22 protein-coding genes are annotated in these 25,041 nt (G+C 65.1%); 11 read left to right on the top strand and 11 right to left on the bottom strand.

What is annotated here, in order from left to right:
* Window positions 1–132 precede the first annotated feature (132 nt).
* Window positions 133–1,749 carry a glycosyl hydrolase family 28 protein gene (locus DEQ67_RS19120; RefSeq protein ID WP_304999676.1) on the bottom strand — a complete coding sequence of 539 codons (1,617 nt, stop codon included), beginning with the start codon at window positions 1,747–1,749 and terminating at the stop codon, window positions 133–135.
* A gap of 89 nt (window positions 1,750–1,838) precedes the next feature.
* On the opposite strand from DEQ67_RS19120, the gene DEQ67_RS19125 reads away from it, so the two are divergent.
* Both DEQ67_RS19125 and DEQ67_RS19130 read left to right on the top strand, forming a co-directional pair.
* A complete protein-coding gene (locus DEQ67_RS19125) occupies window positions 1,839–3,233 on the top strand; it encodes a sulfatase family protein (RefSeq protein WP_424020190.1) in 1,395 nt (464 codons plus the stop codon).
* Between the two features lie 108 nt (window positions 3,234–3,341).
* Window positions 3,342–4,472, top strand: a complete 1,131-nt coding sequence (locus DEQ67_RS19130) for an enolase C-terminal domain-like protein (protein ID WP_006599996.1) — start codon at window positions 3,342–3,344, stop codon at window positions 4,470–4,472.
* Between the two features lie 145 nt (window positions 4,473–4,617).
* Here DEQ67_RS19130 and DEQ67_RS19135 read toward each other — a convergent pair whose 3' ends face one another.
* From DEQ67_RS19135 to DEQ67_RS19165, 7 genes are all read right to left on the bottom strand, one after another.
* Window positions 4,618–4,836: a hypothetical protein gene (locus DEQ67_RS19135; protein ID WP_004041067.1), complete on the bottom strand. Its 219-nt coding sequence runs from the start codon at window positions 4,834–4,836 to the stop codon at window positions 4,618–4,620.
* Window positions 4,837–5,009: 173 nt separating this feature from the next.
* Window positions 5,010–6,071 carry an ABC transporter ATP-binding protein gene (locus DEQ67_RS19140; RefSeq protein ID WP_006599995.1) on the bottom strand — a complete coding sequence of 354 codons (1,062 nt, stop codon included), beginning with the start codon at window positions 6,069–6,071 and terminating at the stop codon, window positions 5,010–5,012.
* Window positions 6,068–7,138: an ABC transporter ATP-binding protein gene (locus DEQ67_RS19145; RefSeq protein ID WP_004041065.1), complete on the bottom strand. Its 1,071-nt coding sequence runs from the start codon at window positions 7,136–7,138 to the stop codon at window positions 6,068–6,070. Before DEQ67_RS19145 ends, DEQ67_RS19140 begins: the two co-directional genes overlap by 4 nt.
* Window positions 7,139–7,183: 45 nt before the next feature.
* Complete coding sequence (locus DEQ67_RS19150) at window positions 7,184–8,206, bottom strand: ABC transporter permease (protein WP_008573163.1); 1,023 nt, start codon at window positions 8,204–8,206, stop codon at window positions 7,184–7,186.
* A gap of 2 nt (window positions 8,207–8,208) precedes the next feature.
* Entirely contained in the window at window positions 8,209–9,153 is a 945-nt protein-coding gene (locus tag DEQ67_RS19155) for an ABC transporter permease (RefSeq protein ID WP_004041063.1), read from the bottom strand.
* Window positions 9,154–9,286: 133 nt separating this feature from the next.
* Window positions 9,287–11,086 carry an ABC transporter substrate-binding protein gene (locus DEQ67_RS19160; protein ID WP_115861496.1) on the bottom strand — a complete coding sequence of 600 codons (1,800 nt, stop codon included), beginning with the start codon at window positions 11,084–11,086 and terminating at the stop codon, window positions 9,287–9,289.
* 171 nt (window positions 11,087–11,257) lie between these two features.
* Window positions 11,258–11,479, bottom strand: a complete 222-nt coding sequence (locus DEQ67_RS19165) for a hypothetical protein (protein ID WP_004061687.1) — start codon at window positions 11,477–11,479, stop codon at window positions 11,258–11,260.
* Between the two features lie 108 nt (window positions 11,480–11,587).
* Here DEQ67_RS19165 and DEQ67_RS19170 point away from each other — a divergent pair, with 108 nt between their 5' ends.
* Complete coding sequence (locus DEQ67_RS19170; RefSeq protein ID WP_004061685.1) at window positions 11,588–12,049, top strand: universal stress protein; 462 nt, start codon at window positions 11,588–11,590, stop codon at window positions 12,047–12,049.
* A gap of 81 nt (window positions 12,050–12,130) precedes the next feature.
* Here the strand turns inward: DEQ67_RS19170 and DEQ67_RS19175 are convergent, their stop codons facing one another.
* Window positions 12,131–12,970: an NAD-dependent epimerase/dehydratase family protein gene (locus DEQ67_RS19175; protein WP_006599993.1), complete on the bottom strand. Its 840-nt coding sequence runs from the start codon at window positions 12,968–12,970 to the stop codon at window positions 12,131–12,133.
* Window positions 12,971–13,179: 209 nt separating this feature from the next.
* On the opposite strand from DEQ67_RS19175, the gene DEQ67_RS19180 reads away from it, so the two are divergent.
* The 4 genes from DEQ67_RS19180 (at window position 13,180) to DEQ67_RS19195 (ending at window position 18,395) form a co-directional block, all read left to right on the top strand.
* The gene (locus DEQ67_RS19180; RefSeq protein WP_004041058.1) at window positions 13,180–14,118 is read left to right on the top strand and encodes a dihydrodipicolinate synthase family protein; all 939 of its coding nucleotides are present in this window, start codon (window positions 13,180–13,182) and stop codon (window positions 14,116–14,118) included.
* 643 nt (window positions 14,119–14,761) lie between these two features.
* Window positions 14,762–15,796, top strand: coding sequence for an SGNH/GDSL hydrolase family protein (locus tag DEQ67_RS19185; RefSeq protein ID WP_115803560.1), 1,035 nt, complete (start codon window positions 14,762–14,764; stop codon window positions 15,794–15,796).
* A 98-nt stretch (window positions 15,797–15,894) separates the two neighbouring features.
* Entirely contained in the window at window positions 15,895–16,803 is a 909-nt protein-coding gene (locus DEQ67_RS19190; RefSeq protein ID WP_115803559.1) for an AEC family transporter, read from the top strand.
* 140 nt (window positions 16,804–16,943) lie between these two features.
* Window positions 16,944–18,395 carry an aldehyde dehydrogenase family protein gene (locus DEQ67_RS19195; RefSeq protein WP_115891566.1) on the top strand — a complete coding sequence of 484 codons (1,452 nt, stop codon included), beginning with the start codon at window positions 16,944–16,946 and terminating at the stop codon, window positions 18,393–18,395.
* 18 nt (window positions 18,396–18,413) lie between these two features.
* On the opposite strand, the gene DEQ67_RS19200 is transcribed toward DEQ67_RS19195, so the two are convergent.
* Window positions 18,414–19,187, bottom strand: coding sequence for an IclR family transcriptional regulator (locus DEQ67_RS19200; RefSeq protein WP_006599989.1), 774 nt, complete (start codon window positions 19,185–19,187; stop codon window positions 18,414–18,416).
* Between the two features lie 187 nt (window positions 19,188–19,374).
* Between DEQ67_RS19200 and DEQ67_RS19205 the strand changes: the two genes are divergently transcribed.
* Both DEQ67_RS19205 and DEQ67_RS19210 read left to right on the top strand, forming a co-directional pair.
* A complete protein-coding gene (locus tag DEQ67_RS19205; protein ID WP_115861502.1) occupies window positions 19,375–20,442 on the top strand; it encodes a glycoside hydrolase family 88/105 protein in 1,068 nt (355 codons plus the stop codon).
* Window positions 20,443–20,542: 100 nt separating this feature from the next.
* Complete coding sequence (locus DEQ67_RS19210) at window positions 20,543–21,640, top strand: Gfo/Idh/MocA family protein (RefSeq protein WP_049896011.1); 1,098 nt, start codon at window positions 20,543–20,545, stop codon at window positions 21,638–21,640.
* Window positions 21,641–22,183: 543 nt separating this feature from the next.
* On the opposite strand, the gene DEQ67_RS19215 is transcribed toward DEQ67_RS19210, so the two are convergent.
* Window positions 22,184–22,486: an L-rhamnose mutarotase gene (locus DEQ67_RS19215; protein ID WP_004061665.1), complete on the bottom strand. Its 303-nt coding sequence runs from the start codon at window positions 22,484–22,486 to the stop codon at window positions 22,184–22,186.
* Between the two features lie 79 nt (window positions 22,487–22,565).
* Between DEQ67_RS19215 and rhcC the strand changes: the two genes are divergently transcribed.
* Both rhcC and DEQ67_RS19225 read left to right on the top strand, forming a co-directional pair.
* Window positions 22,566–23,435: an L-rhamnono-1,4-lactonase gene (gene rhcC, locus DEQ67_RS19220; RefSeq protein WP_115861504.1), complete on the top strand. Its 870-nt coding sequence runs from the start codon at window positions 22,566–22,568 to the stop codon at window positions 23,433–23,435.
* A gap of 213 nt (window positions 23,436–23,648) precedes the next feature.
* The gene (locus DEQ67_RS19225) at window positions 23,649–25,034 is read left to right on the top strand and encodes an ABC transporter substrate-binding protein (RefSeq protein WP_004061661.1); all 1,386 of its coding nucleotides are present in this window, start codon (window positions 23,649–23,651) and stop codon (window positions 25,032–25,034) included.
* Window positions 25,035–25,041 lie beyond the last annotated feature (7 nt).

A 25,041-nucleotide genomic window follows, 5' to 3' on the forward strand; every position in this document is an offset into this window, starting at 1 on the left:
GGGGAGAACCGCCGCCGGAACGGCCACAGACGGCGATGCGGCTATTCGAACCGAATCGAACGCTGCGGACTCGACTGCGCGTGTTCGCGTTCGCGTTCCCCTGTCGTCGTCGCGTCGGCTTGAACGTACGGGTTACCGCGGGAGGGCGTTCCCCGACCGCTCGAACGACGCCACGTCGCCGGCGTCGGCGGCGTCGATGAGGTCGTTGTTGACGAACAGGCGCTCGTCGGCCGTGTCCGACAGCGAGAGGAACGTTCCCGTTCCCTCGGTCGCCCGCGAGTTCCGAACCGTGATGTCCGTCGTGTCGGAGAGCGAAATCGCCGCCGCGTCGTCGTCGCGGTGGGCCTGTCGGCCGACGAAGCCGTCGACCAGCAGGCCGTCCACGTCCTCGCAGGCCAGTCCGCTCCGGTAGTAGTCGGGCAGGTCGCCGTCGTCGTCCCACTCGACGGTCACGTCGCGCATCGTCACGTCGCGGGCGTTCTCGACGTGGACGCCGGCGATGTCGTTGGCGAAGATGGGCGTGACGACCGAACTCGGCTGGAGGTCGAAGTTGCCGCCCACCTCGTCGGCGTGCTCGCTTCCGGCGAGGTCGATGCGGACGTTGTCGAACTCGATGGTCTCGATATCGGCGTCCGCGGAGCCGTAGACGAGCGCGCCGTTCTCGCTGCGCGCGACGATGTTCGAAAAGCGCACGTTCCGAATCCCGCCGAGGTCGGTGTCGCCGTCCCGCGGGACCGACGTGACGTAGATGGGCTCGCCTTTGCCCCACCACGGGCCGGGGAGCATGTTGGAGTTGACGACGATGTCGGTGAAAAGCACGTTCTCGACGACGCCCGAGTCGCGGTGCTGGATACCGAGGCCGCGGTTCGATTCCTGCACGACGATGTTCTGGAACAGGCAGTCGCGAATCGTGTCGTCGGTGCCCGAGCCGAACTTGATGGCGCAGGCGCTCGACCGGAGCGTGCAGTTCGTCACGACGATGCCCTCGCAGGTCACCGGCTCGTCGGGGCGCGCGCCGAAGGTGATGCTGTCGTCGCACGACTGGATGGTGCAGTCGGAGATGTGGACGTTCTTCGTGTCGCCGAGCGCGATGCCGTCGCAGTTCGGGATGAGCAGGTGGTTGAGGATGTCGACGCCGCGGATATCGACCTCCTCGGTCCCGTGGAACGACAGCGTCCACGCGGGCATGTCGCGGATGGTCACGTCGCGGACGCGGACGTTCGTACAGTTGTTGAACCGGAACATCGGCCCGGGCCGGAAGTCGGGCTTGGCGACGGGCCAGCCGTCCGTCCCCTCAGTCCGCGAGAGGTAGGCGTCGCCCTGCCGCGCCTCGTGGGGGCCGTTCGAGATGAGCGGGTGCGACGCGCTCTCGTTGGAGTGGCCCTGAATGGGCGTGTCCATCCGCATGAACTCGGTCCCGAGGCCGTCGAACTCGCCCTCGCCGGCGATGGTGACGTTCTCCACGTCCTCGGCGAGGAAGAAGATGCGCTCGTTGTCGGGGCCGATGAACTTGTCCGTGTATTCGGATTCGTCTTTCGCGGGGCTGACGACCGCGCCGGCTTCCAGATAGAGCGTCACGTCGCTTCGGAGGTGGACGGTTCCGACGGTGTACGTCCCGCTGGGGACGGTGACGGTCCCGCCGCCGGACTCCGAGCAGTCGTCGATGGCCGTCTGAAACGCCTCGGTCTGGAGGTCGTCCGTCTCGTCGGCGTAGGCTGTCACGTCGAAGGCACTCGCTGCGGGTGGCATGTACCCGTACCGTCGCGGTGACCTATCTTTATACTACTGGTGGTCGGAGTTCGGCCGTGAGTGATGCTCGCCCAAACGTCCTGTTCGTGATGACTGACCAGCAGCGGTCGGACACGATTCAGGCGCTCGGAAACAGTCGAATCCACACCCCGAACATCGACCGACTCGTCGACCGCGGCGTCTCGTTCACCAACGCCTACTCGCCGGACCCGATCTGCATCCCGGCGCGGCACACGATTCGAACCGGCTGTGAGGCCGTCTCGACGGGCTACCTCGGGAACGAAAAGCGCGACGCGCGACACCTCGAAGACCGGTGCGGCCCCTTCCTCGCCCGGAGCATGCGCGAGCGGGGCTACCGGACGTTCCTCGTCGGAAAGTACCACGCCCACCCGCGCGACATCGACCTCGGCTACGACCACCACCTGAGTTTCGAGGCGTTCCGCGAGGAGACCGGCCACGAGGTCAAGACGACCGCCCGGCAGGGCGCGATGGTCCATCTCCCCCAGCAGAACCGACTCCCGCCGGACGACAACTACGAGGCGTGGATGACCGACCGCGCGGTGGATCTCGTCGGCCGCGACACCGACGAGCCGTTTTTCGGCCTCGTCTCGTACGAACCGCCGCACCCGCCGTTCGCGCCGTCGCCGCCCTTCGACCGGATGTACGACCCCGAGCGGCTCGGAAACCCGGTGAAAGGTGACCTCGAAACCGACCACATGGACGAGAAGATTCCCGCCCAGAACCACCACTTCTGGACGACCCGCGAGGGCGGCATCGACGACACCACCGTCCGGGTCATCAAGGCGTACTACTACGGGATGATTTCGGAGGTCGACCGCCGAATCGGTCGCCTGCTCGACGCGGTCGAGGCCCGCGACGACGCCGACAACACCCTCATCTGCTTCTTCTCGGACCACGGCGAACTCCTCGGTGACCACCGCGGCTGGGAGAAGTCGTCGTTCTTCGAGTCGTCGTGTCGCGTCCCGTTTCTCGTGAGTTGGCCCGCGGAGCTTCCGGCCGGCGACCGCCGCGACGACCTCGTGGCACTCACCGACCTGTTCGGTATCGCGACGACCGCCGCGGGCGACCAGGAACTCCGAGATGGCGTCGACGTGCTCGGGACGATTCGGGGCGACGCGGAGCCGAGAGAGCGGCTGTTCGGCTACCACCGGACGCCGCGGCTCCCACCGAACTTCACCGGAATGGTCCGCGAGGGTCGCTGGAAGTACGTGTTCATGCGCAACGGCGGCCGCGAACAGCTGTTCGACCTCGCGGCCGACCCGAACGAACTCGACGAGTGCGCCGCCGACAACCCCGAGGTCGTCGCCGAACTCCGCGACGCGCTGGCGGCGAAGCTGACCGACGCGGGCGCGGACGAGTTCGTCGAGAACGGGACGCTCCGACGCGCGCCGTACCAGGAAATCGACATGGGTCGGCTCGTCCGCGAGCCGTACCCCGAGGAGCCGGCGGACGTGCTGGACTGACGGCCCGGCGTCGCCGGGTTCTCCCCCCTGCTCTCCCCGCCGTCCGGTCCCCGAAATCGTCGCTCCCGCCGTACTTTTATGACCGTTCCGCGTAACCGACTACCACGAATGGAGATCAGCGACATCCGTACCATCCGGTTCAGCTGTGCGTCCCACATCGACCCCGACGAGAAGGGTCACGGCCACCCCGGCGAGCCGAGGGAGTCGACGCGGACCATCACCCACGTCGTCGTCGACGGCGGCCCCGACGGCTACTGCCGCGGCGGCCACGAGGCGGCCAACGAGTTCGCCAAGAAGCACCTCGTCGGCGAGAACCCGCTGTACCGCGAGAAGCTCTGGCAACTGCTCTGTCGGGCCGAGCGACTGAACAAGGGAACGCTCACTGACAAGCGCGTCGCGCCCATCGACTGCGCGCTCTGGGACATCGCCGGCAAGGACGCCGGCCTCCCGGTCTACCAACTCATCGGCGCGGCCCGTGACTCGGTCCCGGCGTACGGCAGTACGATGGTCGGTGACGACGACCCCGACGGACTCGGCTCGCCCGAGGCGTACGCAGACTTCGCCGAGGAACTCGTCGCGGAGGGGTATCAGGCCGTCAAACTCCACACGTGGATGCCGCCGTTCGGTGACGACCCCGAACAGGACATCGCCGCCTGCCGGGCGGTCCGCGAGCGCGTCGGCGACGACATCGACCTCATGCTCGACGCCCACCACTTTTACAGCCGGAGCGAGGCCAAGAAAATCGGGAAGGCGCTCGAAGACCTCGACTTCCGCTGGATAGAAGAGCCGATGGACGAACACTCGATGTCCTCCTACGAGTGGCTCTCGAACGAACTCGATATCGCCGTCGTCGGCCCCGAGACCGCCGAAGGTCGGATGCACACCCGCGCCGAGTGGATTAAGCGGGACATCGCAGATATCATCCGCGTCGGCGTCTACGACGTTGGCGGCCTCACGCCGGCGCTGAAGGCGGTCGGCCTCTGCGAGTCGTTCAACATCGAGTGCGAGATTCACGGCCGCGACGCGCCGAACCTCCAACTACTCGGGACGATGGCGTTCCCCGGCCGGTACTACGAGCGCGGCCTCCTGCACCCGAAGCACGACTACGAGACGTACTTCCCCGGTCTCGAACACCCGCCGGACGAAATCGACGACAACGGCGTGGTCGAACTGCCGCAGACGCCCGGCCTCGGCTACGCGTTCGACTGGGACTACATCGACGCCAACCGCGTCGCGTAACTGCCTCGGCGGGCGGGACGGAACGACCCCGGGTGCGACGAGAGAGAGAACGACGACGCGACGGCGGTCGCTCGCGAAACGCTATCCCCGTTTTTCCGAGTGGTGATTCAGTTCGCCGTTCCGGTCGGTGGCCGAGTCTCGGAGGTCAATTGTACGCGCCCCAGAGTCGGAGCAACAGATAGCCGCCGACGGCGACGCCGACGAGCGAGATGCCCCAGACGCCGAACATTCCTGCAATCGTCCCGTCGAGGACGAAACGCGCGAGGAGAATCATGCAGACGCCGGCGAGCGCGGTCATAATGAAGTTCCGGTTCGACGCCGCGGCCTTCCGGAGCGAAGGCACGCGCGATGCGTTGACTGACATACGTACCCACACGGTCGCTCTCCGCACACAAATAGATACTGCTCGCTCGGAGGTCGTTCGACCGGCTCGGACGGCTCTGCGGGGCGAAAACGTGGTGCTGGAAAGCGGCTGACGGTCAGCGGTCGGTGGTCGGCGGTCGATAGTTGGCCGCGCACGGCGTCCGCGACCCCGGTTCAGTCGTCGACGATGCTCGGACTGTCCCAGTACTCGTGGTCTTCGTCGGCGCGGAAACACCGCGCGGCGTGGCCGGTCTCGTCTTCGAACGCGCCCGGGTCGTTCGTCTCACAGACCTCGCGCGCCTTCGGACAGCGCGGGTGGAAGTGACAGCCGCTGGGCCGGTTCGTCGGGTCGGGGATGTCGATTTTCCGAATCGGAAGGTCGTCGTCCTCGTCTCCTTCGTAGAGGTTCGGGGTCGCCCACTTCAGCGCCTGCGTGTAGGGGTGCTGAGGGTCACCGATGACCTGCTCTATCGGCCCGACTTCGACGATGCGGCCGAGGTACATGACGGCGATGCGGCCGCCGGACTTCTCGGCGATGTACCGGGCGTTCGAGAGGTCGTGGCTGATGAAGACGTAGGAGGTGTTGAACAGGTCTTGCAGTTCGAGCATCAGGTCCATCATCTCCACCCGGAGGCTCACGTCGAGGGCGCTGATGGCCTCGTCGGCGAGGATGACGTCCGGGTTCAAAAGCAGCGACCGAACCAACACGACGCGCTGTTTCTCGCCGCCCGAGAGCTGGTGGGGGAACCGCTCGACGAAGTCCTCGGCGGGCGTGAGCCCGACGCGTTCGAGGAGCGCGTAGATGCGCTTTCGGCGCTCCTCCTCGCCGAGGTTCGGGTTCCACTTTTTCAGGGGGAGCATCAGCGAGGTGAGGATGCGCTGGTTCGGATTCAGCGCGCTGCCGGGGTCCTGGTGGATAATCTGGAGCGACCGCCGAATCTCCGAGAACGGGATGTCCGGGTCGCGGCTGTTTTTCGCCTCCCAGATATCCTGTCCGCGGTAGGTAATCGAGCCGTGGGTCGGCTCCTGCGCGCCGATGATGGCCTTTCCGAGCGTCGACTTACCGCAGCCGGACTCGCCGATGAGCGTGACCACGTCGTTTTCCCCGATGTCGAGCGAGATGCCGTCGACGGCGCGGACCGTCTGTCGCTCGCCGAACAGGCCGAGGAAGCCGCTGCTGTCCGTGAAGTGGACCGATACGTCGTCCACCGAGAGGATGGAGTTATCGACGCTCATTCGGCCTCACCGCCCTCTTCGGCCGCTTCCATCGCGGGAATCGGAATCTCGTCGGACACGTCGTCGTGGTAGAAACACGCGGTTCGGTGGCCGCCGCCGCGGTCCGCCATCGGTGGCTCCGCCTCCGCGCAAGACTCGTCGGCCATCGGGCACCGCGGCCGGTACGAACAGCCGGGGATGTTGGTCACCGGGTCGGGCTTCGACCCCGAGATGGACTGCATCTCCTCGATGGGGGCGTTCAGGTCCGGCGTCGCGTTGAGGAGCGACCGCGTGTAGGGGTGCGCGGCGTCGTACAGTATCTCCTCGGTCGAGCCGATTTCGACGATGTCGAACGCGTACATCACGACGAGCCGGTCCGCGAGCTTGGTGAGAAGCGGCAGGTCGTGGGTGATGAAGATAATCGTCAGGTCGTACTCCGCTTTGAGCTCCTTGAGCAGCGAGACGATAGAGCGCTGCATCAGGAGGTCGAGCGCGGCGGTCGGCTCGTCCATCACGAGCACCTCCGGTTCGAGGATGAGCGCGAGCGCGACGAGCGCGCGCTGTTTCATCCCGCCCGAGAGCTCGTAGGGGTACGAGTCGAGGACGCGGTCGGGGTCTAAGTAGAGGTCGCCCAGAATCTTGCGGGCGCGGTCGAGCCCCGCCTCCACGTCGCGGTTGTGGTCTTCGAGGGTCTCCCTGAAGTGGCCGCGGACCTTCTTGACGGGGTTGAACGAGCTCATCGCGCCTTGGAACACCATGGCGACTTCGCCCCAGCGGAACTTCCGCAGCTCTTCCTCGTCGAGGTCGAGCACGGAAATCGGCTCGCCGCCGTCGGGCGGGTAGTAGGTAACTTCGCCGGAGGTCTCCCCCGGGCTGACGACCGCGTTCATCAACGCGGACGAGGTCATGGACTTGCCGCTGCCGCTTTCGCCGACCATCCCGAGCGTCTCGTTGCGGTAGATGTCGAAGTCGACGTTGCGGACGACTCTCGATTCGCCTCGGTTGGTCCCGAAAGTGACCTCCAGGTCGCGGACTTCGAACACGACGTCTTGGTCGGGGTCCGAGTCGTTCTGATTCGACGTTCGCATTGCTTGGTTGGTAGTCATCGTCTGGTTATAGGTGTTGGCACGGGGTCAGTCCCCGCCGGTCGCCTGCGATTGGTTGTTCTTCGAGGTGCCTTTCTTCGAGGTGTTCGCGTGGCGCGCCCGGAGGCGGACGTTGAACAGGCTGTCGAGCCCCTGCGACAGGAGGACGAGCCCGAACGACAGCAGGAAGATACAGACCATGGGCGCGACCATCCACGGGAGCATGTCCGGGCGGGTGAGCGCGTTGCCCTCGTACGCGAGGTTCATCATGACGCCCCAGTTGAACGTGGTGAACGGCAGGATGCCGAGGAAGTACAGGCCCACGGACTCGAAGATGATGCGCCGCGAGGTGAGCGCCCCGTTTATCATCACGTACGGCATGAGCTGCGAGAGGATGTCCCGACGGAGAATCGACGACAGCGGGATGCCCATGATTTCGGACGCCTCGACGTAGGACTCCTCGCGGATGCTCAGCACCTGCGAGCGGACGGTCCGCGCCAGCCCCGGCCAGTTGTCGATGCCGAGGAAGACCCCGACGATGTAGGGGTTCTCGGGCTGGAAGATGGCCGTGATGACGATGATGAGCGGCAGACCCGGAATCGTGATGACCACGTCGGTGACGGTCATCAGGAACGAGTCGATGCGCGTGCCGTGTTCGAAGCCGGCGACGACGCCCACGAGAGCGGCGAAGCCGACGCTCACGACCGCGCCCGCGAATATCATCTTGAACATGCCCGGCGTCGCGTGGATGAGCTGGGCGTGAATCGGCTGGCCGAACACGTCGGTGCCGAGCGGGTACGCCAGCGATTCGAACGGCGCGGCGAGGACGGGCGCGTCACCGCTCGTCGGTCGCTCGACGAGCCAGACGCCGACGGTGCCCATGAGGAGGAAAAAGGCGAGAATCGCGCCGCCGACGAGCGCGCGCCAGTCGTCGGCCGCGATGCGCGCGGGTGCGATAACGTTCATTTCGAGGAATCGCTTTGCGCGGTCGGCACCCGATTCGGGGTCCGGGTCGATGTCCTCCTCGTAGAGGTCTTTCAGGTCGAACGTGTCGGAATGTGCTTCACTCATGGTTACTCCTCACCCACCGAGATGCGCGGGTCGATGAGCGTGTACGTGAGGTCCGCGATGAAGATAGCGGTCAGCGAAATCGCCGTGAACACGAGGAGCGTGCCCATCAACAGCGGGTAGTCCTGCGTCTTGACCGCCTCGAACATCAGGAGGCCCATGCCCGGGTACGCGAACACCTCCTCGACGATGACGGCGCTGCTGAAGACGCCGGCGATGCCGATCATGAACTGCGTGTACATCGGGAGGATGGAGTTGTGCCCGAGGTACTGCGTGGCGATGCGGGTCTCGCGGAGCCCGCGGAGTTGCGCCACGCGGATGTAGTCCTCGCCGAGGACGCGAACCGCGTTCCCGCGCATGGCGAGCGCGCCGGAGGTCGCGAGCGCGCCCATCGAAATCGCCGGGAGCGCCGCGTGTTGCACGAGACTGAGCATGAACTCCGGATTGTACCCCGCGGCGATGCCCGAGCCGATTCGGCCGCCGGTCGGGAAGTAGTTGTTCTGGATGGCGAGGAAGTAGATGAGCACGACGCCGACGATGTAGTACGGAATCGAGTTGAGTCCGATGATGAGCGATGACACCGTGGAGTCGAACCGCGACTTCTCCCGGTAGGCCGTCATCACGCCGAGGAAGATGCTCAGCGAGTAGCCCAGCGCGAGCGCGTAGACGCTGATGAACATCGACCACGGGATGCGCTGCATGATGAGCGTCGTGACCTCCTCGTTTTTGAAGAACGAGGTGCCGAGGTCCTGCCGGAGAATCACGTCAGACGCGTAGTTGAAATACTGTACGTGCATCGGCTGGTCCGGGTTCACGTTCGTGTAGAGCTGTATCATCCTGTTCAGTCGGTCGATATCGACGCTCCCGCCGCTCTGCGAGAGGATCACGCTCCGCATCGCTTCCGTCGGGCCACCGGGCATGGCCTGGTACAGCAGAAACGAGACCGTCATCGTGACGAAAAACGTCAGTATCGCTTGCCCGAGACGCTTCAACAAATACTTTGGTGTCATTATTAATAGTTTGGCTTCTAGCGTGAGAGAGCTTAATTGTGGTGGTTAAGCCCGTCGAGGCTGCCGTCTCACCTCACTGCGAGTTGGAGCTAATCCATCCGTTTTTGAAGGAGAACTCGCCCGGTCGGTTCGTGTTGAGTTCGTAGTCGTCGCCCGTCGGCATGGAGAAGTCCTGCGTGTCGCCCCAGTAGCCGGAGTCCTCCTCGACGAAGACGAAGTCGGGAAGCGCGTAGTTGAACCACTGGACGAGGTCGCGGGTCCGCTCTCTGACCTGCTCTGCGGACTCGGAGTTCGGCAGGTCGTTCATCAGCTGTGCGGGCTGAATCTCTTTGCCGCTGCCGGAGATTTCGGTCGCGCCGACCTCGCTCGGGATGGTCGTCGTAAAGGGCTTGCCCGTCGGGCCGGTCTCGTTTCCACTGGAGGGGTCACCGACCTCGATGCCGTAGAAGTTGTTCGAGAAGTACGCCGTCGGGTGCCACAGCGCCTTCGCGACGTGCCATATCCAGAAGATGTCCGCCTCGTACGTTTGGAGGCGCTGGTAGTAGTCGGTCGAGCTGACCGTGCTGATTTCGGTCTGGATGCCGAACGCGTTGAGCTGGTCGTTGAAGACCTTCGTCGCCTGCACCTGGGTGTTGTTGTTCTGCGTCAGGACCGTGAAGGTGAACGACTCGCCGTCCGGGTCGACCCACGTCCCGTCTTCCTTGGTGTAGCCGGCGTCTTCGAGCAGTTGCGTCGCCGCGTCGAGGTCCTTGCCGACCGGGTAGTCGATGAGCTGGTCGACGAAGTCCTCGCCGAGGTACTCCTCGTGAATCGTCGAGCGCAGCGCCGTCTGGTTCTCGGCGGGTGCGCCGACGGTCCCGGCCTGCCGCATCGCGGCGACCATCGACTCGAAGTCCACCGCGTTGACGATGGCGCGCCGGACCGGGAGCCGCGCGATGTGCTCGTTTTTGAAGTTGAACGTGAACTTCTGCGTGCGGAACCAGTTGAGTCGGTAGACGTTCTCGATGTTGTCCGGGTACCGGGACTGCTGGGACTCCGACATGAGCACGTCGGGGTTCATGTCGAGCTGGTCGTTCACCGACAGCGACTCCACGTCGGCGGTCGTCTCGGGGATGATGCGCACCTTCGGGATGTCCGTCCGGCTCGCGTACGGGTGGTCTTCGAACTTCTCGAGGACGGTCTCCGAGGAGTTGAAGCCGGTGACGCGGTACAGCGCGTTGCCGAGCCCCTCGTCGATGAGCTGTTGGGTCGTGATGCTCATGTCGAGGAGGTCGCTCGTCACGCTCTCGCGCTCGCTCTCACTCGATGCCTCCTCGTAGCGGGTGAGGTATTCGCGGTAAATCGACCGCGGGGTGTTGACGAACGTCTCGGCGACGTTCGCCTTCATCAGGTTGGGCGAGACGGCCGTCTTGAACGTCCGCTCGATGGTGTAGTCGTCGACCAGCGTGTTGCTCTCGATGGGCGACTGCTCGGGCGATTGCAGGCGGTCGATTTCGAGACCGATGTAGTAGTCTTCGGCCGTCAGGTCGTCGCCGTTCCACCACTTGAACCCCTCGGGGAACGTCAGCGTGAGCGTCCGCCCGTCGACGGTCATGTCTTCGAGCAGGTCGGGTCGGACCGTCCCGTCGGCGTAGCCGCGCGCGACTTCCTCGAACAGTTGGTCCTGAAGGGTGTGCGCGTAGTTGCCGAGGCTGTACCGGTTGAACTGCACGTCCGTCGCGGGTCGGCCCGCGGGGTAATCGAGGGTGTCGTCGGCGATGCTCGCGCCGCCCTCGGTGGTCGTGCCGCCGTCCGTGCCGTCCCCGGTACTGCCGTCTTCGGTCGTCTGCCCGGAACTGTCGAAGCAGCCGGCCAGTCCAGCCGTGCCAGCCACCGCCCCGTACTTGATAAGGTCTCGTCTACTCCAGTTGGTTGAACGCTTTCCAGCCATGCGGTATCATCTATCATGATACTCCCCGTTAATATAGATACTGGATTTGCCCATCCCAACCATGATAGAGAAAATAACAGTTCCCCGCCCGTTCGCGCTGGTTTTCGCCCCGTCTCACGCGCTCCTCGCCGTCCACAGCAACAGTCCGAGCATCACGACCGCTAATCCGCCGAACGTCGTCAGTTGGAGATAGACGAGCGCGTGGGTCGTCGTCCCCGGTTCGATAGACGGCAGCGAGAGGAGAAGCAGGGCGATAGAGGCCAGCGAGATGACGAGGACGAGCTTCATTCGGGTCTCGTAATCGCGGAGCACGTCGGCGAGACTCGTTTCGGGCATGTCTGCGTAGAGTACCGCGGTGTATTTCAGTATACTGCCCCGGCCAGCCTCACCCTCGCCGTCCCTTTCCCCGGTAGACTTAGATAAGGCGAGACGGAATGAGGGTGCATGGACAGAGGATTAGTACTCATCGAGAACACCGACTCGCACGCGGACCTCCTCCGGGAGGCCAGAGAACACGCGCTCGGCGCGGACGCCGACCTCGTCCTCCTCGTCACGCTCACCGAAGACGAGTTCGAGGAGACCCAGGAGGTCCTCGACACCATCGGCGACGTCGAGCACACGTCGTACACCGAACAGGACGCGTTCAAGGGCGCGATGAACGACGCCGAGGAGGTCGCCCGGAAGGTCTTCGCGACCGACGACGAGGTGTCCTACGAAATCGTCCCGCGAATCGCCGCCGAGAAAGAGCGCGCCGAGACGGTCATCGAAGTCGCTGACGAGGAGGGCGCAGACCACGTGTTCATCCTCGGCCGGAAGCGGTCGCCGACCGGAAAGGCGCTGTTCGGCGACCTCGCGCAGTTCGTGATTCTCAACTTCGACGGCTACGTGACGCTTCACACCGAGTGAGCGTCGTCGCGGCGGACTGACCCGACTCTCGTTTTTTCTGCCCCCGCGACCGCGTAGCCGTCTGTACTCAGTCGTTCGAGACTACTCCGGCGGGCTGTCCCACTCCTCGCCGTCGTCCTGCGGGTGGTAGCCGATTTGCGAGCGGGCGTGTTCGAGGTCGTACCACCGGCGCTGGTTGTCGCTCACGCCGCTGAAGATACCGAATTCGACGTCGTCGTCTTGCAGACAGCAGTCGATTTCGTGGGCGAAGTCGCGGCGGGACTGCCACATCGCCTTCATGCGCCCGACGGTTTCCTCGTACTCGGCGCTCCCGCGTTCGAACTCGCCGTTCTCGACGGCGGCCTCGGCGTCGCCGTAGGGGTGGTCGTACTCCGGCATCCGGACGCTGCACACCCGGAGGGCGTAGAACTGCTTGGGGTATTCGTAGTTCTCGACGTAGTACCGACCCATGTCCTCGCCGTACGCCTTCGACGCGCCGTAAAACGAGTCGGGGCGGACGGGGTCCTCGTGGCCGATGACGAGTCCGTGGCCCGGCTCGTATATCTCGGGGGAGAACTCGTCCTCGTAGCCGCCCATGACGTGGTTGGTCGAGAGGAAGACGAACGACTCGATTTCGTTCTCGCGGGCGACTTCGAGCGCGTTGTACATCCCGATGATGTTGGGCTCGAAGATGTCCTCCCACGTCCCGTCGGTGTAGGGGTACGCCGCCATGTGGACCATCGCGTCCTGCCCCGCCGCGGCGCCGTCGAGCGCGTCGTAGTCGGACACGTCGCCGACGACGGTGTCGTAGCCGCCGTAAGGGTGGTCGTCGGGGCGGTCGGAGCGGTTGAAGTACGTGAAATCGTAGGCGTCGTCGTCGTGCAGGTGGTCTATGACTGCGGTGCCGCACCGGCCATAGACGCCGGTCATCAAGACGTCCATACGAATCCACTCTGACCAAATCGTAATAAATTGATGGGTGACCGCGACGTCCGACTTCAATTCGGGTACCGCTTCGGCCCGCCCGTTCGGGTCACGAAGCCTGACTGCCGCGCACCAGATGGACGACTCGCGGGCGCTCTCACGCGCGTGAACGCCGGATTCAGGCGTTGACGATGGGTTTATCACGGTTGACTCAGATTGACTGTACCATGCCACTCGCAGACGACCGTGTACGCAGTCGTCTCCGTGGCGTCGCCGTCGGCTTGCTCACGCCGTTCGACGACGACCTGGAGATTCAACACGACAAACTCGAAGCGAACGCGAAGTCGCTTTCCGGCGACGGTATCTCGTCGTTCCTCGCGGCCGCGAACATCAGCGAATACCACTCCCTGTCCCAACAGGAGCGCGTCGACGTGACGGAGACGGCGGTCGACGCGCTCCCCGACAGCGCCTGCGTCCTCGCCGGCGTCGGCGGGTCGACGAAGGCCGCGACGGACCTGATGGAAGCCTACGACCGCGTCGGCGTGGACGCCATGATGGTCATGCCGCCGGACCACACCTACGTCCACGAGCGGGGACTCATCCGCTACTACGAGAAACTCGACGCCGCGACCGACACGCCGCTCGTTCCCTACGTCCGCGGCTTCGACCCCTCGGTCTCCTTCCTCCGCGACCTCTCGCGCATCGAGGGCGTCGTCGGCGTCAAGTACGCCATCGAGGACCCGGTCAAACTCGGTTCCGCCGTCGCCGTCGCGGACGACGACGTGGTCTGGGTGGACGGCCTCGCGGAACCCTACGCCGTCTCGTTTTGGAACGAGGGCATCGAGGGGTTCTCGGCGGGCGTCAGCAATTTCCGCCCGGAAATCGGCCTCGCGCTGTTCGAGGCGCTCACCGAGGAGAACTGGGAACGCGCCCGCGAGATTCGCGACCTGACGCTCCCGTTCCAAGCTCTCCGCGGCGAGACGGGAACCGACAACGACCTTCCCGGCGCGATAAGCGTCCCGATAGTGAAGAAGGGCCTCGAACTGGCCGGCCTGCACGGCGGGGAAGTCCGCGAGCCGATTCGGTCGCTGTCGGCCGACGACGAGCGCCGCGCCGAGGAACTGTACGAGGAACTCGACGACGGCATCGCCCGCGTCATCGACTGACTCACCGACATCGACCCGGGCGCGCACCGACGACTCCGACCGCACCGATATCGACTGACCACGCTCACCGCACCTGCCTGACGCTACCCGACGGCAGCCGTCGGAAGCACCCCACCCCATTTTTCGCCGTCTCGACGTTCCCTCGCTCCCTGTTGAGCCGTTTTCACGTCTCACCGGCCCGCTCGTCCCCCACCGGACTCCCGGCCCGCACCAATCATAACACACCTTCAGCTCCGGCAGTTGAGCGGCTACATTCCCAGACTGACCGCACGAGGGCAGCGTCATACTCCATCTTGTTCGCCGGTGGGGAACGAACATCGGGCGAATCGTGCCCAATTATTCACTCTGGATGGACTTTGCGTTCCCCGGTGGCGAATATTCGGATTTAGGCCTCTCTGTGGGCTCTAGATTGGGTTTAGGGGGGTTGACGTTTTGGTCGGCTGTGCGTCACTCACGACGAACGCGCGAATTCGACGCTATATTCGCCCATATATTACAATCATATGACTGTAATTTTCCCGCCTCGGGAACCGATGATGCCACTTCGGCGTCTGTCTCCGTCCAGCACCGGCGCGCCCGTCGCCGCGCGTCGGTCGCCGGAGGTAGGGATAAGTAGGTGTGGCGTGTGCGTGACTCACACGGTATGCAGCACGACGATATCCAGCACGACGACGTTCAGTTCCACAACGTCAGGGCGCTCCAGCGGGTCAGACCGCACGAGGGACTTCGACTGCTCCGCGTTCCGGAGGCCGTCAGGAGCGGCCTGAACACCGGCGCGCAGACGCGGATGTCTCACCCGGCGGGAACCGAGATTCGACTCGTCCCCGATGAGACGGTTCGAATCACGCTCTCCTCCGAGGAGCGAGACAGCCTCGTTCGACCGTTCTGGGGGGACTTTCAGGCGACGGGCGAGGAGTTCACGCTCGGGCCGGAGCCGAAGACGGTCGAACTGTCTCCCCCGGAGTCGCTGTCCGACCTCGACCCGGCGGCGACCGGCGAGATGCGTTACGCGCCCGAGGTGTGCCGACTCGTCTTCCCCGGCGACCACCGCGGCGGCCACATCTACTACCACGGCGTCGAGGGCGCGCGGCGGCCGCCGACCGCCGACGAGGTTCCGAGCCTCCGATACCTCGCGTACGGCACGTCGATTACCGAGGGCGAGGACCCGTCGGCGGAGATGCTCACGTACGTTAACCAGACGGCCCGGAGACTCGGTGCGGACCCGATAAACCTCGGCTCCTGCGGGACAGCCTACTGCGACCCCGCGATGGCCGAGCACATCGCCGCCCGCGACGACTGGGACGTGGCGACGCTCTCGCTGTCGGTGAACATGGTCGGCCGATTCTCGCCCGACGAGTTCCGCGAGCGCGCCGCGGACATGGTCGAAACCGTCGCCGCGGCGAACCCGACCAAACCCGTCGCCTGCATCACGCTGTTCCCGCACGTGCGCGAGTACAAGCGCGACCACGAGGAAGCGACGCTCTCCGAGACGTTCCGCCAGCACCTTCGTGACGTGGTCGACGAGTGCGGCTACGACAACGTCCACCTCGTGGAGGGCCCCGACCTCCTGCCGACCGCCAGCGGAATGACGACCGACCTCGTCCATCCCGGCGACGACGCGATGATTCGCATCGGCGAGCGCCTCGCGCGCGAGCTCGAATCTCTCATGGACGATTAACTGGAATACGCGGTTCTCAGGCGCTCTCGTGGTCGAACTACCCGAACGAAATCTCCGCGAGCGTAACACGGAAGAACCCCCCTGTTCGATGGACGTGTATGACCGTCGCCGCAAATCTGGGCTACATGCTCGGGGTGCTCTGCCTCGGGGCGCTAGCGAAGCGTCTCGGCCTCCTCGACAGCGGCCGCCGCGACAAACTCACGTTCTTCGCGTTCGCCTTCGCGCTCCCCGCGCTCGTGTTCACCTCGACGTACGACCAGCCGATTCGCGAAGTCATCGAGCCGACGCTCGTGTTGGGCTTTTGGCTCGTCCTCTTTACGATGCTCGCCGTCGGTTGGGTCGTCCACCGGCGGGTGTCGCCCGACTCGGTTCGCAGTGTCGCCATCGTCCAGTCGTACTACTCGAACCTCGGCTTCCTCGGGCTCCCGCTCGTCGATTCGACGTTCGGTTCGCTGGCGTCTGCGAAGGCGGCCGTCATCCTCGGCATCGGCGCGCTCACCCACGTCCCGCTCACTATCACGGTCCTCGTGCTCGTCAACGGCGCTGACGTATCGTTCAAAGAGGAGTTCGTCGGCGTGCTCAAGACGCCGGTCATTCCGGCGCTCGTGTTGGGGCTCGCCTTCTCCGGGCTCGGCCTCGGCGTCCCCGGCGTCCTTCTGACGGGGCTCGACGCGCTCTCCTCGCTCGCGCTCCCCGTGGCGCTGCTCTCCATCGGCGCGTCGCTCACGATTTCCACCGAGTCGTTCGACTTTCGCACCGTCGGGGCCGTCGTCGGCAGCAAAGTCGTCCTGATGCCGCTTCTCGCCTTCGCCGTCTTCTCGACGTTCGCGTCGAGTTGGTCGACGGTCCAAGCCGGCGTGACGATGCTCGCGACGCCGACCGCCGTCTCGTCGTTCATCTACGCGAACGAACTCGGCGGCGACGCCGATCTCGCGTCGATGAACGTGTTCGCGACCACCGCCGTCTCGGTCGCCACCCTGTTCGTCGTCCTCCAGTTCCTCCTTTGAGGCGGCGGCGACTCGTCGATACCAGTCCGAACCTCGCGAATTCGCTTCGCTCACACCTTGCGACGGCCACGAGCGCGCGGCGGCCATCCGCGCTCGCCATGAGAAGCTTACTTAGTGATGGCTGTGCATGGCTAGGTCGAATGTCGAGAACCTACGGTAACTTCATCGACGGCGAATGGATCGACTCCCAGTCGGGAGAGACGTTCGAAGTGACGAACCCCGCGGCGGCCGGCGAAGTCGTCAGCGTCCACCCGGCGTCCTCCAAAGAAGACGTCGAGGCGGCGCTCGACGCGGCCGTCGCCGCGCAGGACGAGTGGGCGTCGACGCCCGGTCCGTCCCGCGGCGCGATTCTCCGCGAGGCCGGTAACAACCTCGACGCGCGGAAAGAAGAGGCGACCGAGGTGCTCGTCCGCGAGGAGGGCAAGACGCGCTCCGAGGCGGGCGGCGAGGTACAGCGCGCCATCGACATCTTCCACTACTACGGCGCGAAAGCGCGGGATTTCGGCGGCACCGTCAAGGCCGCGAGCGCCCCCGGAAAGGACCTCTACACGAAGCACGAACCCCTCGGCACGGTCGCGCTCATCACGCCGTGGAACTACCCCATCGCCATCCCGGTCTGGAAGCTCGCCCCGGCGCTCGCCGCCGGCAACACCGCGGTCCTCAAGCCGGCGTCCGAGGCACCGGGCGTCGTTTCCATCGTCCTCGAATGCCTCGACGACGCTGGACTGCCGGCCGGCGTGGCGAACACCATCACCGGCTCCGGGAGCGAGGTCGGCGGCCCGCTCATCGAAAGCGAGCGCATCGACGGCGTCTCCTTTACCGGCAGCACCGCCGTGGGGACGATGGTCGCCGAGACGGCCGCGGTCGACCTCAAGCGCGTCCAGTGTGAGATGGGCGGCAAGAACCCGACCGTCGTCATGCCCAGCGCGGACATCGAAGACGCCGCCGAGACCGTCGGCGTCGGCGCGTTCGGCACGACCGGCCAGTCGTGTACGGCCACCTCGCGCGCCATCGTCCACGAGGACGTGTACGACGAGTTCGTCGCGGCCGTCTCCGACTACGCAGACTCGCTCGTCGTCGGCGACGGCCTCGACGACCCCGACATGGGCCCGCACGTCTCCGAGGACGAACTGTCTACGACGCTCGAATACGTCGACATCGGGTCCTCGGAGGGCGCGACGCTCGAAGCCGGCGGCAGTCGGCTCACCGGCGACGACTACGACGACGGCTACTTCGTCGAGCCGACCGTGTTCTCCGGCGTCGAAAACGACGCTCGCATCGCCCAAGAGGAGATTTTCGGCCCCGTGCTGGCGGTCGTCAAGGCCGACTCGTTCGAGGACGCGCTCGCCCTCGCCAACGACGTCGACTACGGCCTGTCGGCCAGCATCGTCACGCAGGACCTCAGCGAGGGCAAGCGCTTCGTCAACGAGGTCGAAGCGGGCGTCGCGAAAATCAACGAGAAGACGACCGGCCTCGAACTCCACGTCCCCTTCGGCGGCTACAAGGACTCGTCGACGAACACCTACCGCGAGCAGGGCGACGCCGGCCTCGACTTCTTCTCGTCGGTGAAGACCATCTACGAGAACTACTGAGCCGCCGGCCCCGCGCCCTCAGGAGAACTTCGTGTTCAGTTCGATGACGTTCGCGGCGCTCCGGACGTAGTCCGCGAGTTCGCCGTGCAGGCGGTCCTCGGTGAACCGACTCGACGGGCCGGTGATGCTAATCGCGCCGAGAATCGTTTCGTCGTTCTTGACGGGCGCAGAGACGCAGCGCAGACCGTTGATGTTCTCCTCGTCGTCGATGCCGTACCCTTGCTCGCGGATGGTTTCGAGCTCCTCGAACAGCTCCTCCGGACTGGTGATGGTGTTCGCCGTCTTGGGCTCGTACTCCATCGCGGCCGCGATTTCCTCGATGCGCTCGGGCGGCAGGTACGCCAGAATCGTCTTGCCCAGCGACGTGGAGTACATCGGCTGTTGGGTCCCCACCCGCGACAGCGTCTCGACGGCGTGTTCCCCCTGCGCCTTGTGGAGGTACGAGACCTTGCCGTACTCCTCGACGCCGAACTGGACGATTTCGCCCGTCTCCTCGGCCAGCGAGTCGACCTCTTTTTGAACGATGTCGAAGTTGCCTATCTGGTCGCGGACGTGCGAAGCCACGTCGAGAAACCGCAGGCCCAGCCGGTAGCCGTCGCCCTCGCGCACGATGATGCGGCGCTCTTCGAGCGTTCGGAGGTGGCTGTGGACCGTGCTCTTCGAGTGGCCGAGCTCGTCGGCAATTCGCGTCACGCCGATGCCCGCCTCCTCCTGGAGGAGGTCGATGATATTGAACGCTATCTGGACCGAGCGGATTGTTCGACCGGGGCGTTTGTTCGGTGGGGAGCTCATGGTGTGGTAGTCGAACCAGAGCCGTATATATTTGTTCCCGCCTGGGGAACGCATCGGCTGCGACGAACGAGTACCCCCGGCTCCGGACTGGCTGACCGACTGGCCCGCGCGGCCGCCGTCCGGTGGTGGCGCGACGCCATGGGATACATTTTTCATCCTCGCACGTCTTCGTGTGGGTACTGTACTCATGCCAACAGACGAGCTTACACCAGTCCAGCGCGCCGCCTCGTACCTCAGGTCGCTGGACATCGACGGTCAGTCGTGGATTACCGGCGTCGCCATCAACGGCCTGCTCGCCGAGGGGGGAGCCGAGTCGGTCGAGCGAGCGAAGCACCTCGTCGACACCGCGGTGGCGACACAGAACGACGCCGGGCAGTTGAGCTACGGCCCGAGCTACCCGATAGAGGTGTTCAGCCACGGCCGCGAGTACGAGGCGAGCTGGGAGCTGACCGTCAAGAAGTGCATGAACACGAACAACAGCACCGCCATCGGTCACGGCGTCCTCGACTTCTACGACCGCACGGGCGAGGACCGCTACCTCGACGCGGCCGAGCGCGCCTACGAGTCGCTTCTGTCCTTCGAGCGGACCGAAGACGGCGGCATCCCCCACCACGACCCCGACCTCGCGGGCATCAAGTCGCTGTGGATAGACTCCGTCTACATGATGTGTCCCTTCCTCGCCCGCTACGGCGCGGCCGCCGGCGACGACGACGCCTTCGACGAGGCGGTCGAGCAGATTCTGATTCACGCCGCGCACCTCCGCGACGGCCACGCGGGGCTGTTCCGCCACATCTGGGTCGAACAGCCGAACCACTACCCGCAGGGCGCGTTCTGGGCGCGCGGCAACGGGTGGGCCGCCGCCGCCTCGGCGGACGTGCTCGAACGGCTCCCCGAGGACCACCCGAAGCGCGACGACCTCCTCGACCTGTTCCGGTCGCACTGCGAGGCGCTCCTTCCGCTCCAAGACGGTAGCGGTTTCTGGCACAACCTCGTCGACGACCCGCACACGCCGCTCGAATCGTCGGGGACGCTCATGTTCGCCTACGCGTTCGCCCGCGGCATCGACCTCGGCATCCTCGATGCGGAGACCTACCGCCGACCCGCCGAAGACGGGCTCGCAGCCGTCTCTCGCGTCGTCGGCGAGGAGGGCGCGGTCAACCGCGTCGCCGGCCCGCCGGGCGGCCCCGAGGCCCCGCTGACGGACACGCCTTACGGACAGGGCTGGTTCCTGATGGCCGCGGCCGCGCTCGACTGAGACCTTCGCCCCCAGCGTTCGTTTCGACTCTTTCGGCCCGGCACCACAGTTATGCGCTCCGGCGCACATTGACGAACGAACTCCCGCGACAGGAGACACTATGACTTACCACGCAGGCATCATCGGAACCGGCGGCATCGCAGGAATGGGCATCCTCGGCATGCACGACGAGGCGGCCATCGGCAAGGAGAAAATCGACGCGAGCCACGCGGGCGGCTACGCCACGACCGACGACATCGAACTCGTCGCCGTCGCAGACGTGGACGAGTCGAAACTGGACACCTTCGGGGAGGCGTGGGACATCCCCGCCGACCGCCGGTACGTCGGCCACGAGGCGATGCTCGACGCCGAGGACCTCGACGCGGTGTCAGTCTGCACGCCGTCGTTCCTCCACCGCGACCACGTCGTCGACGCCGCGCGCTCCGCGGCCGACCCCTCGGTCGTCTGGTGCGAGAAACCCATCGCGTCGGCCGTCAGCGACGCCGAGGAAATGGTCGCCGTCTGCGACGACACCGACACGGAACTCGTCGTCAACCACTCGTTCCGGTTCACGGACAAGCTCCGTCGGCTCCGCGACCTCGTCCGCGAGGAGGAAATCCTCGGCGACGTGAAGTCCGTGAGCGCGCAGTACCGCATGGAACTCATGCGGAACTCCACGCACGTCCTCGACACCCTCGTCTACCTCCTCGACGCGCGGGCCTCGCGGGTGAGCGGCCACATCACCGGCGAGAACGAGGCGCTCGACGCGCTGGACGCCACGGAGTCGGTCGTCGACGCCGGCGGCGGCGGGCACGTCGTCATGGACGACGGCACGTTCGTCACCGTGGACTGCACGATTCCGCGCGACGTCTCCTCGATGACGCTGAGTTTCATCGGCACCGAGGGCAAACTCTACATGAACAACGACGACGGCGAGTGGCGCTACTGGTCGCTCGAAGACGGCGACCACGTCGAGCGACCGCTCCCCGGTATCGAGGGCGCGTGGACGTGGGAGGGCGACTACAAGGGCTCCTTCGCAAACGCGGCGGCCCACGTGCAGGAACTCCTCGACGGCGACGCCGAAAACTACTCGCCCGGCGTCGCGGCGACTCGCTCGCTCGAAATCATCGTCGGGTTCTACCTCTCGCACTACACCGACTCGACCGTCGATGTCCCGCTTCCGGGGCCGCTCCGCGAAGTTCCGATTACGTCCTGGTAGCCCGCGGGCGGTCGGTTTGTCGCTCACCACGTGTGACCATCCGACATCACCGGATACCGGATTCCTGTCGTGGGTCACTGACAACGCCCTAAATATTCGTGACAGACGCGCTGTCGGTACAGAGTAGCGCCGTTTCGTCACGTTCTCCCCTGGCGGGCGTCAGCGTTACTGACTCACGTCCGGTCACCATATTATTCCCGAATCAATTTAAATGGAACCAACTCTGAATTACAGTTCTATGTGCGTAATGATTTGCGGCGTACGACCCGCGTTGCCGGCGAGAGCACTCAATTCGCCCTTGCGTCCTCGCCTCGACGGACAACCGCAACTGGTCGATTCCACCCCGGACGGACTTCCGTCATCGCCGGACAATCATCCGGTAGAACCGGAGCCGCAGGAATCCTCTGGAATCGTCCCGATGTGGGGATTGAGACGGCCGAAAACGAGTGTCTATGGATATTTATTCGATACTGTTGGTCTTGATATATTCGGTCGGAACGGCGTTTCGTCCGCCATGCCCGGACAATTCTCGTCTCCCGGGCGTCAGACCATCCGGTAGACTTCGTCCATCCAACTGTCGTCGGTCTCGACGGTGATGCCGCTCATGACCTCGGCCCAGTCGGCCTGCGCCTCGCTGTTGTCCATGACTTCTTGGATGGCCTCCGGGTCGTCGACTTCCATGAAGCCGAAAACGTGGCCGTCTTTCTCGAAGACGCTGTACGTTTGCAGGCCGGCGTCGGAGTCCAAGTAGGCGGATTCGAGCGCCTCGGGGACGTTCTCGTGTTTCGTTCGGTACTCTTCTCGCTTGCCGTCTTTAATCTCCAGGTGGAACGCGATTCGCGCCATACGGCCTCCGATTCGGCGGCCCCCGTCTTAGCTTTTCGGCGGGTAAGATTTAGTACGGGAACGCCCGTCGTCGATTGTAATGATAGATACCCACACCCACGCGTGGGGTGCCGCGAGCCCGGACCACCCGTGGACCAACGGCCCCATCTTGGACCTCGTCGACAGCTTCGACGTGCACACCGTCTACACCGCCGACCGCCTGCTCGCCGACATGGACCGAAACGGCGTGGACGAGGCCGTCGTCGTGGGCTACCCCATCTGCGACTGGACGGACAACTGGTACACCCGCCGGCTCGCCGCCGAGTACGACCGACTCCACGGCATCGTGATGCTCGACCCCTTCGCCGCCGACGCCGTCGAGCGACTCGACCGCTGCATGGAGACCGACGGCGTCCTCGGCTTTCGTCTCGGCGCGGCCTGTCCGTACGACCGCATGTGGGAGACGTTCGACCCGAGCGTGACGTGGCTCGGAGAGAGCGTCGAGGAGACCGCGTTCTGGGAGGCCGCGGTCGAGCACGACGCCACGGTTCAGATTCTCTGCGACCACGGCCAACTCGACCAGGCGCTCGAACTCGTCGAGGCGTACCCCGACCTCACCTACCTGTTCGACCACTTCGCTCACGCGGGCCCGGACACCCCCACCGACGAGGGGACGTTCAGCCGGTTCGCCGACCTCGCGGAACACGACTCGGTCGCGGTGAAGGTCTCGGAAATCGTTCACATGTCCGACTCGGCGTTCCCCTACGCCGACATGCACGACCACGTCCGGTGGCTCCTCGACACCTTCGGGCGCGAGCGGGTCGTCTGGGGCTCCGACTACCCCAACGTCAGCGACGTTGCCAGCTACGCCGAGGCGTGTAACTGGCTCAAACAGGTCGACTCGTTGTCGAAAGCCGACCGGTCGTGGCTGACCGAGAAGTCGTTCCGGCGGCACGTCGACCTCGGGTGAGTGTAATCGGTCGTCACAACGTGCCTCGCCCGCCCCATCGTCGATTCGGTGGCTGCTATTCCCGCTCCAGATTGCACCGGTATATTTATTATAATGAATTATAGTGGTTTGTAATGGTACACCATGGCAAACAGTAGTTCATCGAACCGGCTCAGCAGGCGGCGATACGTGACTGGGCTCGGAGCGGGTCTCACCGCGGCGTTGGCTGGTTGTATGGGTGGCGGAAACGACGGTGGCAACGGTGGGGGTTCCGGCGGAGGCGACGGCTCCGGGGGCTCCGGGGGCTCCGGCGGCGGTGGTTCGGGCTCCCAGTCTCTCGACTTCTGGCTGTTCGGCGGCATCCCCGCCGAACGGGAGTACATCAGTAACCACTACGGCAGTTACGGCGAGCACGACGTCACCTACCAGCACCAAGAGTGGGGACAGAAGTACCAGATTATCGCCTCCGCGGCGGCGAACAACAACCTCCCGGACGTGATGGCCGGCCAGACCCAACAGATTCCCGACTACGTCGGCGCGAGCGCCATCCAACCGCTCGACCAAGAGCAGTTCGCCGACGAGCTAGAGGAGATAAACAGCCGGTTCATCCAGGCGAACGTCGATACGCAAATCTACGACAGCCTCGGTGACACCGAAGGGGAGCGGCAGTGGGGGCTCCCCGGCGGCTACGCCGACCTCGGCCCGTTCGTGGACATCCGAACCGACTATCTCGAACAGACGAGCTTCGACAGCCCGCCGCGCAACTGGGAGGAACTCATCCAACTCGGCGAGGAGATGCAGGAGCTAGACGAGGTGTCGGCGGCGATTACCGCGCCGGGGACCGACTTCGGCCTGACGACCGGCTACTTCATCGGCTTCGTCTACGCCAACGGCGGCCGGTACTTCGACCCCGAGACGCTGGAGGCGACGGTCGACCAACCCGGCTTCGTCGACGCCGTCAGGCTCTATCAGGACATCGCGGACGCCGGGCTGTTCCCCAACTCGATAGCCGAGAACGACCACATCGGTGCGGGACGGCTCCTCCGCGAGGGCGAGTCCGGCATCTTCATCACGTACTCCCACGCCAACGCGGTCTACCAGACGACCGGCGCGCCGCAGGAGTGGCTCGACGGCGAGGGTCACACCGTCACCCGCGCGCCGCTGCCGGACAGCCCGTCGGGGAGCTTCGAACCCCGCGACCTGCTCTTACAGAACGCGCAGGGGTTCATGCTCGGCAACGGCACCGATTCGGAGGCCGAGCTCCGGGCCGCCTTCGACTTCACCGAGTGGTGGAACTCCGAAGAACAGCTCGCGCCGTGGACCTACGACGCCGAGAACGACGTGGGCATCCGCGGGCGCGTCCCGACGCTCGAAAGCGCCTTCGAGGACCCGAGCGACCTCTTCCGGAGCCAGTTCGGGGACCTCGTGACGCTGTACGAGAACGACGACCTGTTCACGCGCACCTCGCGGTTCCCGTCGTTCTCGGGCATCGCGTCGGTCCAGAGCATCATCAACACCGAGGTCATCCAGCCGGTCGTCCTCGGCAACGCGACGGCCGAAGAGGCTTGCAGCGCCGCCAACGAATCGGTTCAGGAAGTCATCGACGAGGAGCTGGCCTGACCATGCG

The sequence above is a fragment of the Haloferax sp. Atlit-48N genome (genome assembly GCF_003383015.2).
Lineage (GTDB): Archaea > Halobacteriota > Halobacteria > Halobacteriales > Haloferacaceae > Haloferax > Haloferax volcanii.

Bases quoted from the DNA above. Each gene is read 5' to 3' on its own strand.
- DEQ67_RS19140 (WP_006599995.1), bottom strand. From the start codon at position 6,071: ATGAGCGTCGATAACTCCATCCTCTCGGTGGACGACGTATCGGTCCAC.
- DEQ67_RS19210 (WP_049896011.1), top strand. From the start codon at position 20,543: ATGACTTACCACGCAGGCATCATCGGAACCGGCGGCATCGCAGGAATG.
- DEQ67_RS19170 (WP_004061685.1), top strand. From the start codon at position 11,588: ATGGACAGAGGATTAGTACTCATCGAGAACACCGACTCGCACGCGGAC.
- DEQ67_RS19135 (WP_004041067.1), bottom strand. From the start codon at position 4,836: ATGTCAGTCAACGCATCGCGCGTGCCTTCGCTCCGGAAGGCCGCGGCG.
- DEQ67_RS19150 (WP_008573163.1), bottom strand. From the start codon at position 8,206: ATGAGTGAAGCACATTCCGACACGTTCGACCTGAAAGACCTCTACGAG.
- DEQ67_RS19120 (WP_304999676.1), bottom strand. From the start codon at position 1,749: ATGCCACCCGCAGCGAGTGCCTTCGACGTGACAGCCTACGCCGACGAG.
- DEQ67_RS19190 (WP_115803559.1), top strand. From the start codon at position 15,895: ATGACCGTCGCCGCAAATCTGGGCTACATGCTCGGGGTGCTCTGCCTC.
- DEQ67_RS19130 (WP_006599996.1), top strand. From the start codon at position 3,342: ATGGAGATCAGCGACATCCGTACCATCCGGTTCAGCTGTGCGTCCCAC.
- DEQ67_RS19200 (WP_006599989.1), bottom strand. From the start codon at position 19,187: ATGAGCTCCCCACCGAACAAACGCCCCGGTCGAACAATCCGCTCGGTC.
- DEQ67_RS19195 (WP_115891566.1), top strand. From the start codon at position 16,944: ATGTCGAGAACCTACGGTAACTTCATCGACGGCGAATGGATCGACTCC.
- DEQ67_RS19165 (WP_004061687.1), bottom strand. From the start codon at position 11,479: ATGCCCGAAACGAGTCTCGCCGACGTGCTCCGCGATTACGAGACCCGA.
- DEQ67_RS19155 (WP_004041063.1), bottom strand. From the start codon at position 9,153: ATGACGGTCTCGTTTCTGCTGTACCAGGCCATGCCCGGTGGCCCGACG.
- DEQ67_RS19175 (WP_006599993.1), bottom strand. From the start codon at position 12,970: ATGGACGTCTTGATGACCGGCGTCTATGGCCGGTGCGGCACCGCAGTC.
- DEQ67_RS19125 (WP_424020190.1), top strand. From the start codon at position 1,839: ATGACTGACCAGCAGCGGTCGGACACGATTCAGGCGCTCGGAAACAGT.
- DEQ67_RS19145 (WP_004041065.1), bottom strand. From the start codon at position 7,138: ATGCGAACGTCGAATCAGAACGACTCGGACCCCGACCAAGACGTCGTG.
- rhcC (WP_115861504.1), top strand. From the start codon at position 22,566: ATGATAGATACCCACACCCACGCGTGGGGTGCCGCGAGCCCGGACCAC.
- DEQ67_RS19215 (WP_004061665.1), bottom strand. From the start codon at position 22,486: ATGGCGCGAATCGCGTTCCACCTGGAGATTAAAGACGGCAAGCGAGAA.
- DEQ67_RS19205 (WP_115861502.1), top strand. From the start codon at position 19,375: ATGCCAACAGACGAGCTTACACCAGTCCAGCGCGCCGCCTCGTACCTC.
- DEQ67_RS19225 (WP_004061661.1), top strand. From the start codon at position 23,649: ATGGGTGGCGGAAACGACGGTGGCAACGGTGGGGGTTCCGGCGGAGGC.
- DEQ67_RS19185 (WP_115803560.1), top strand. From the start codon at position 14,762: ATGCAGCACGACGATATCCAGCACGACGACGTTCAGTTCCACAACGTC.
- DEQ67_RS19180 (WP_004041058.1), top strand. From the start codon at position 13,180: ATGCCACTCGCAGACGACCGTGTACGCAGTCGTCTCCGTGGCGTCGCC.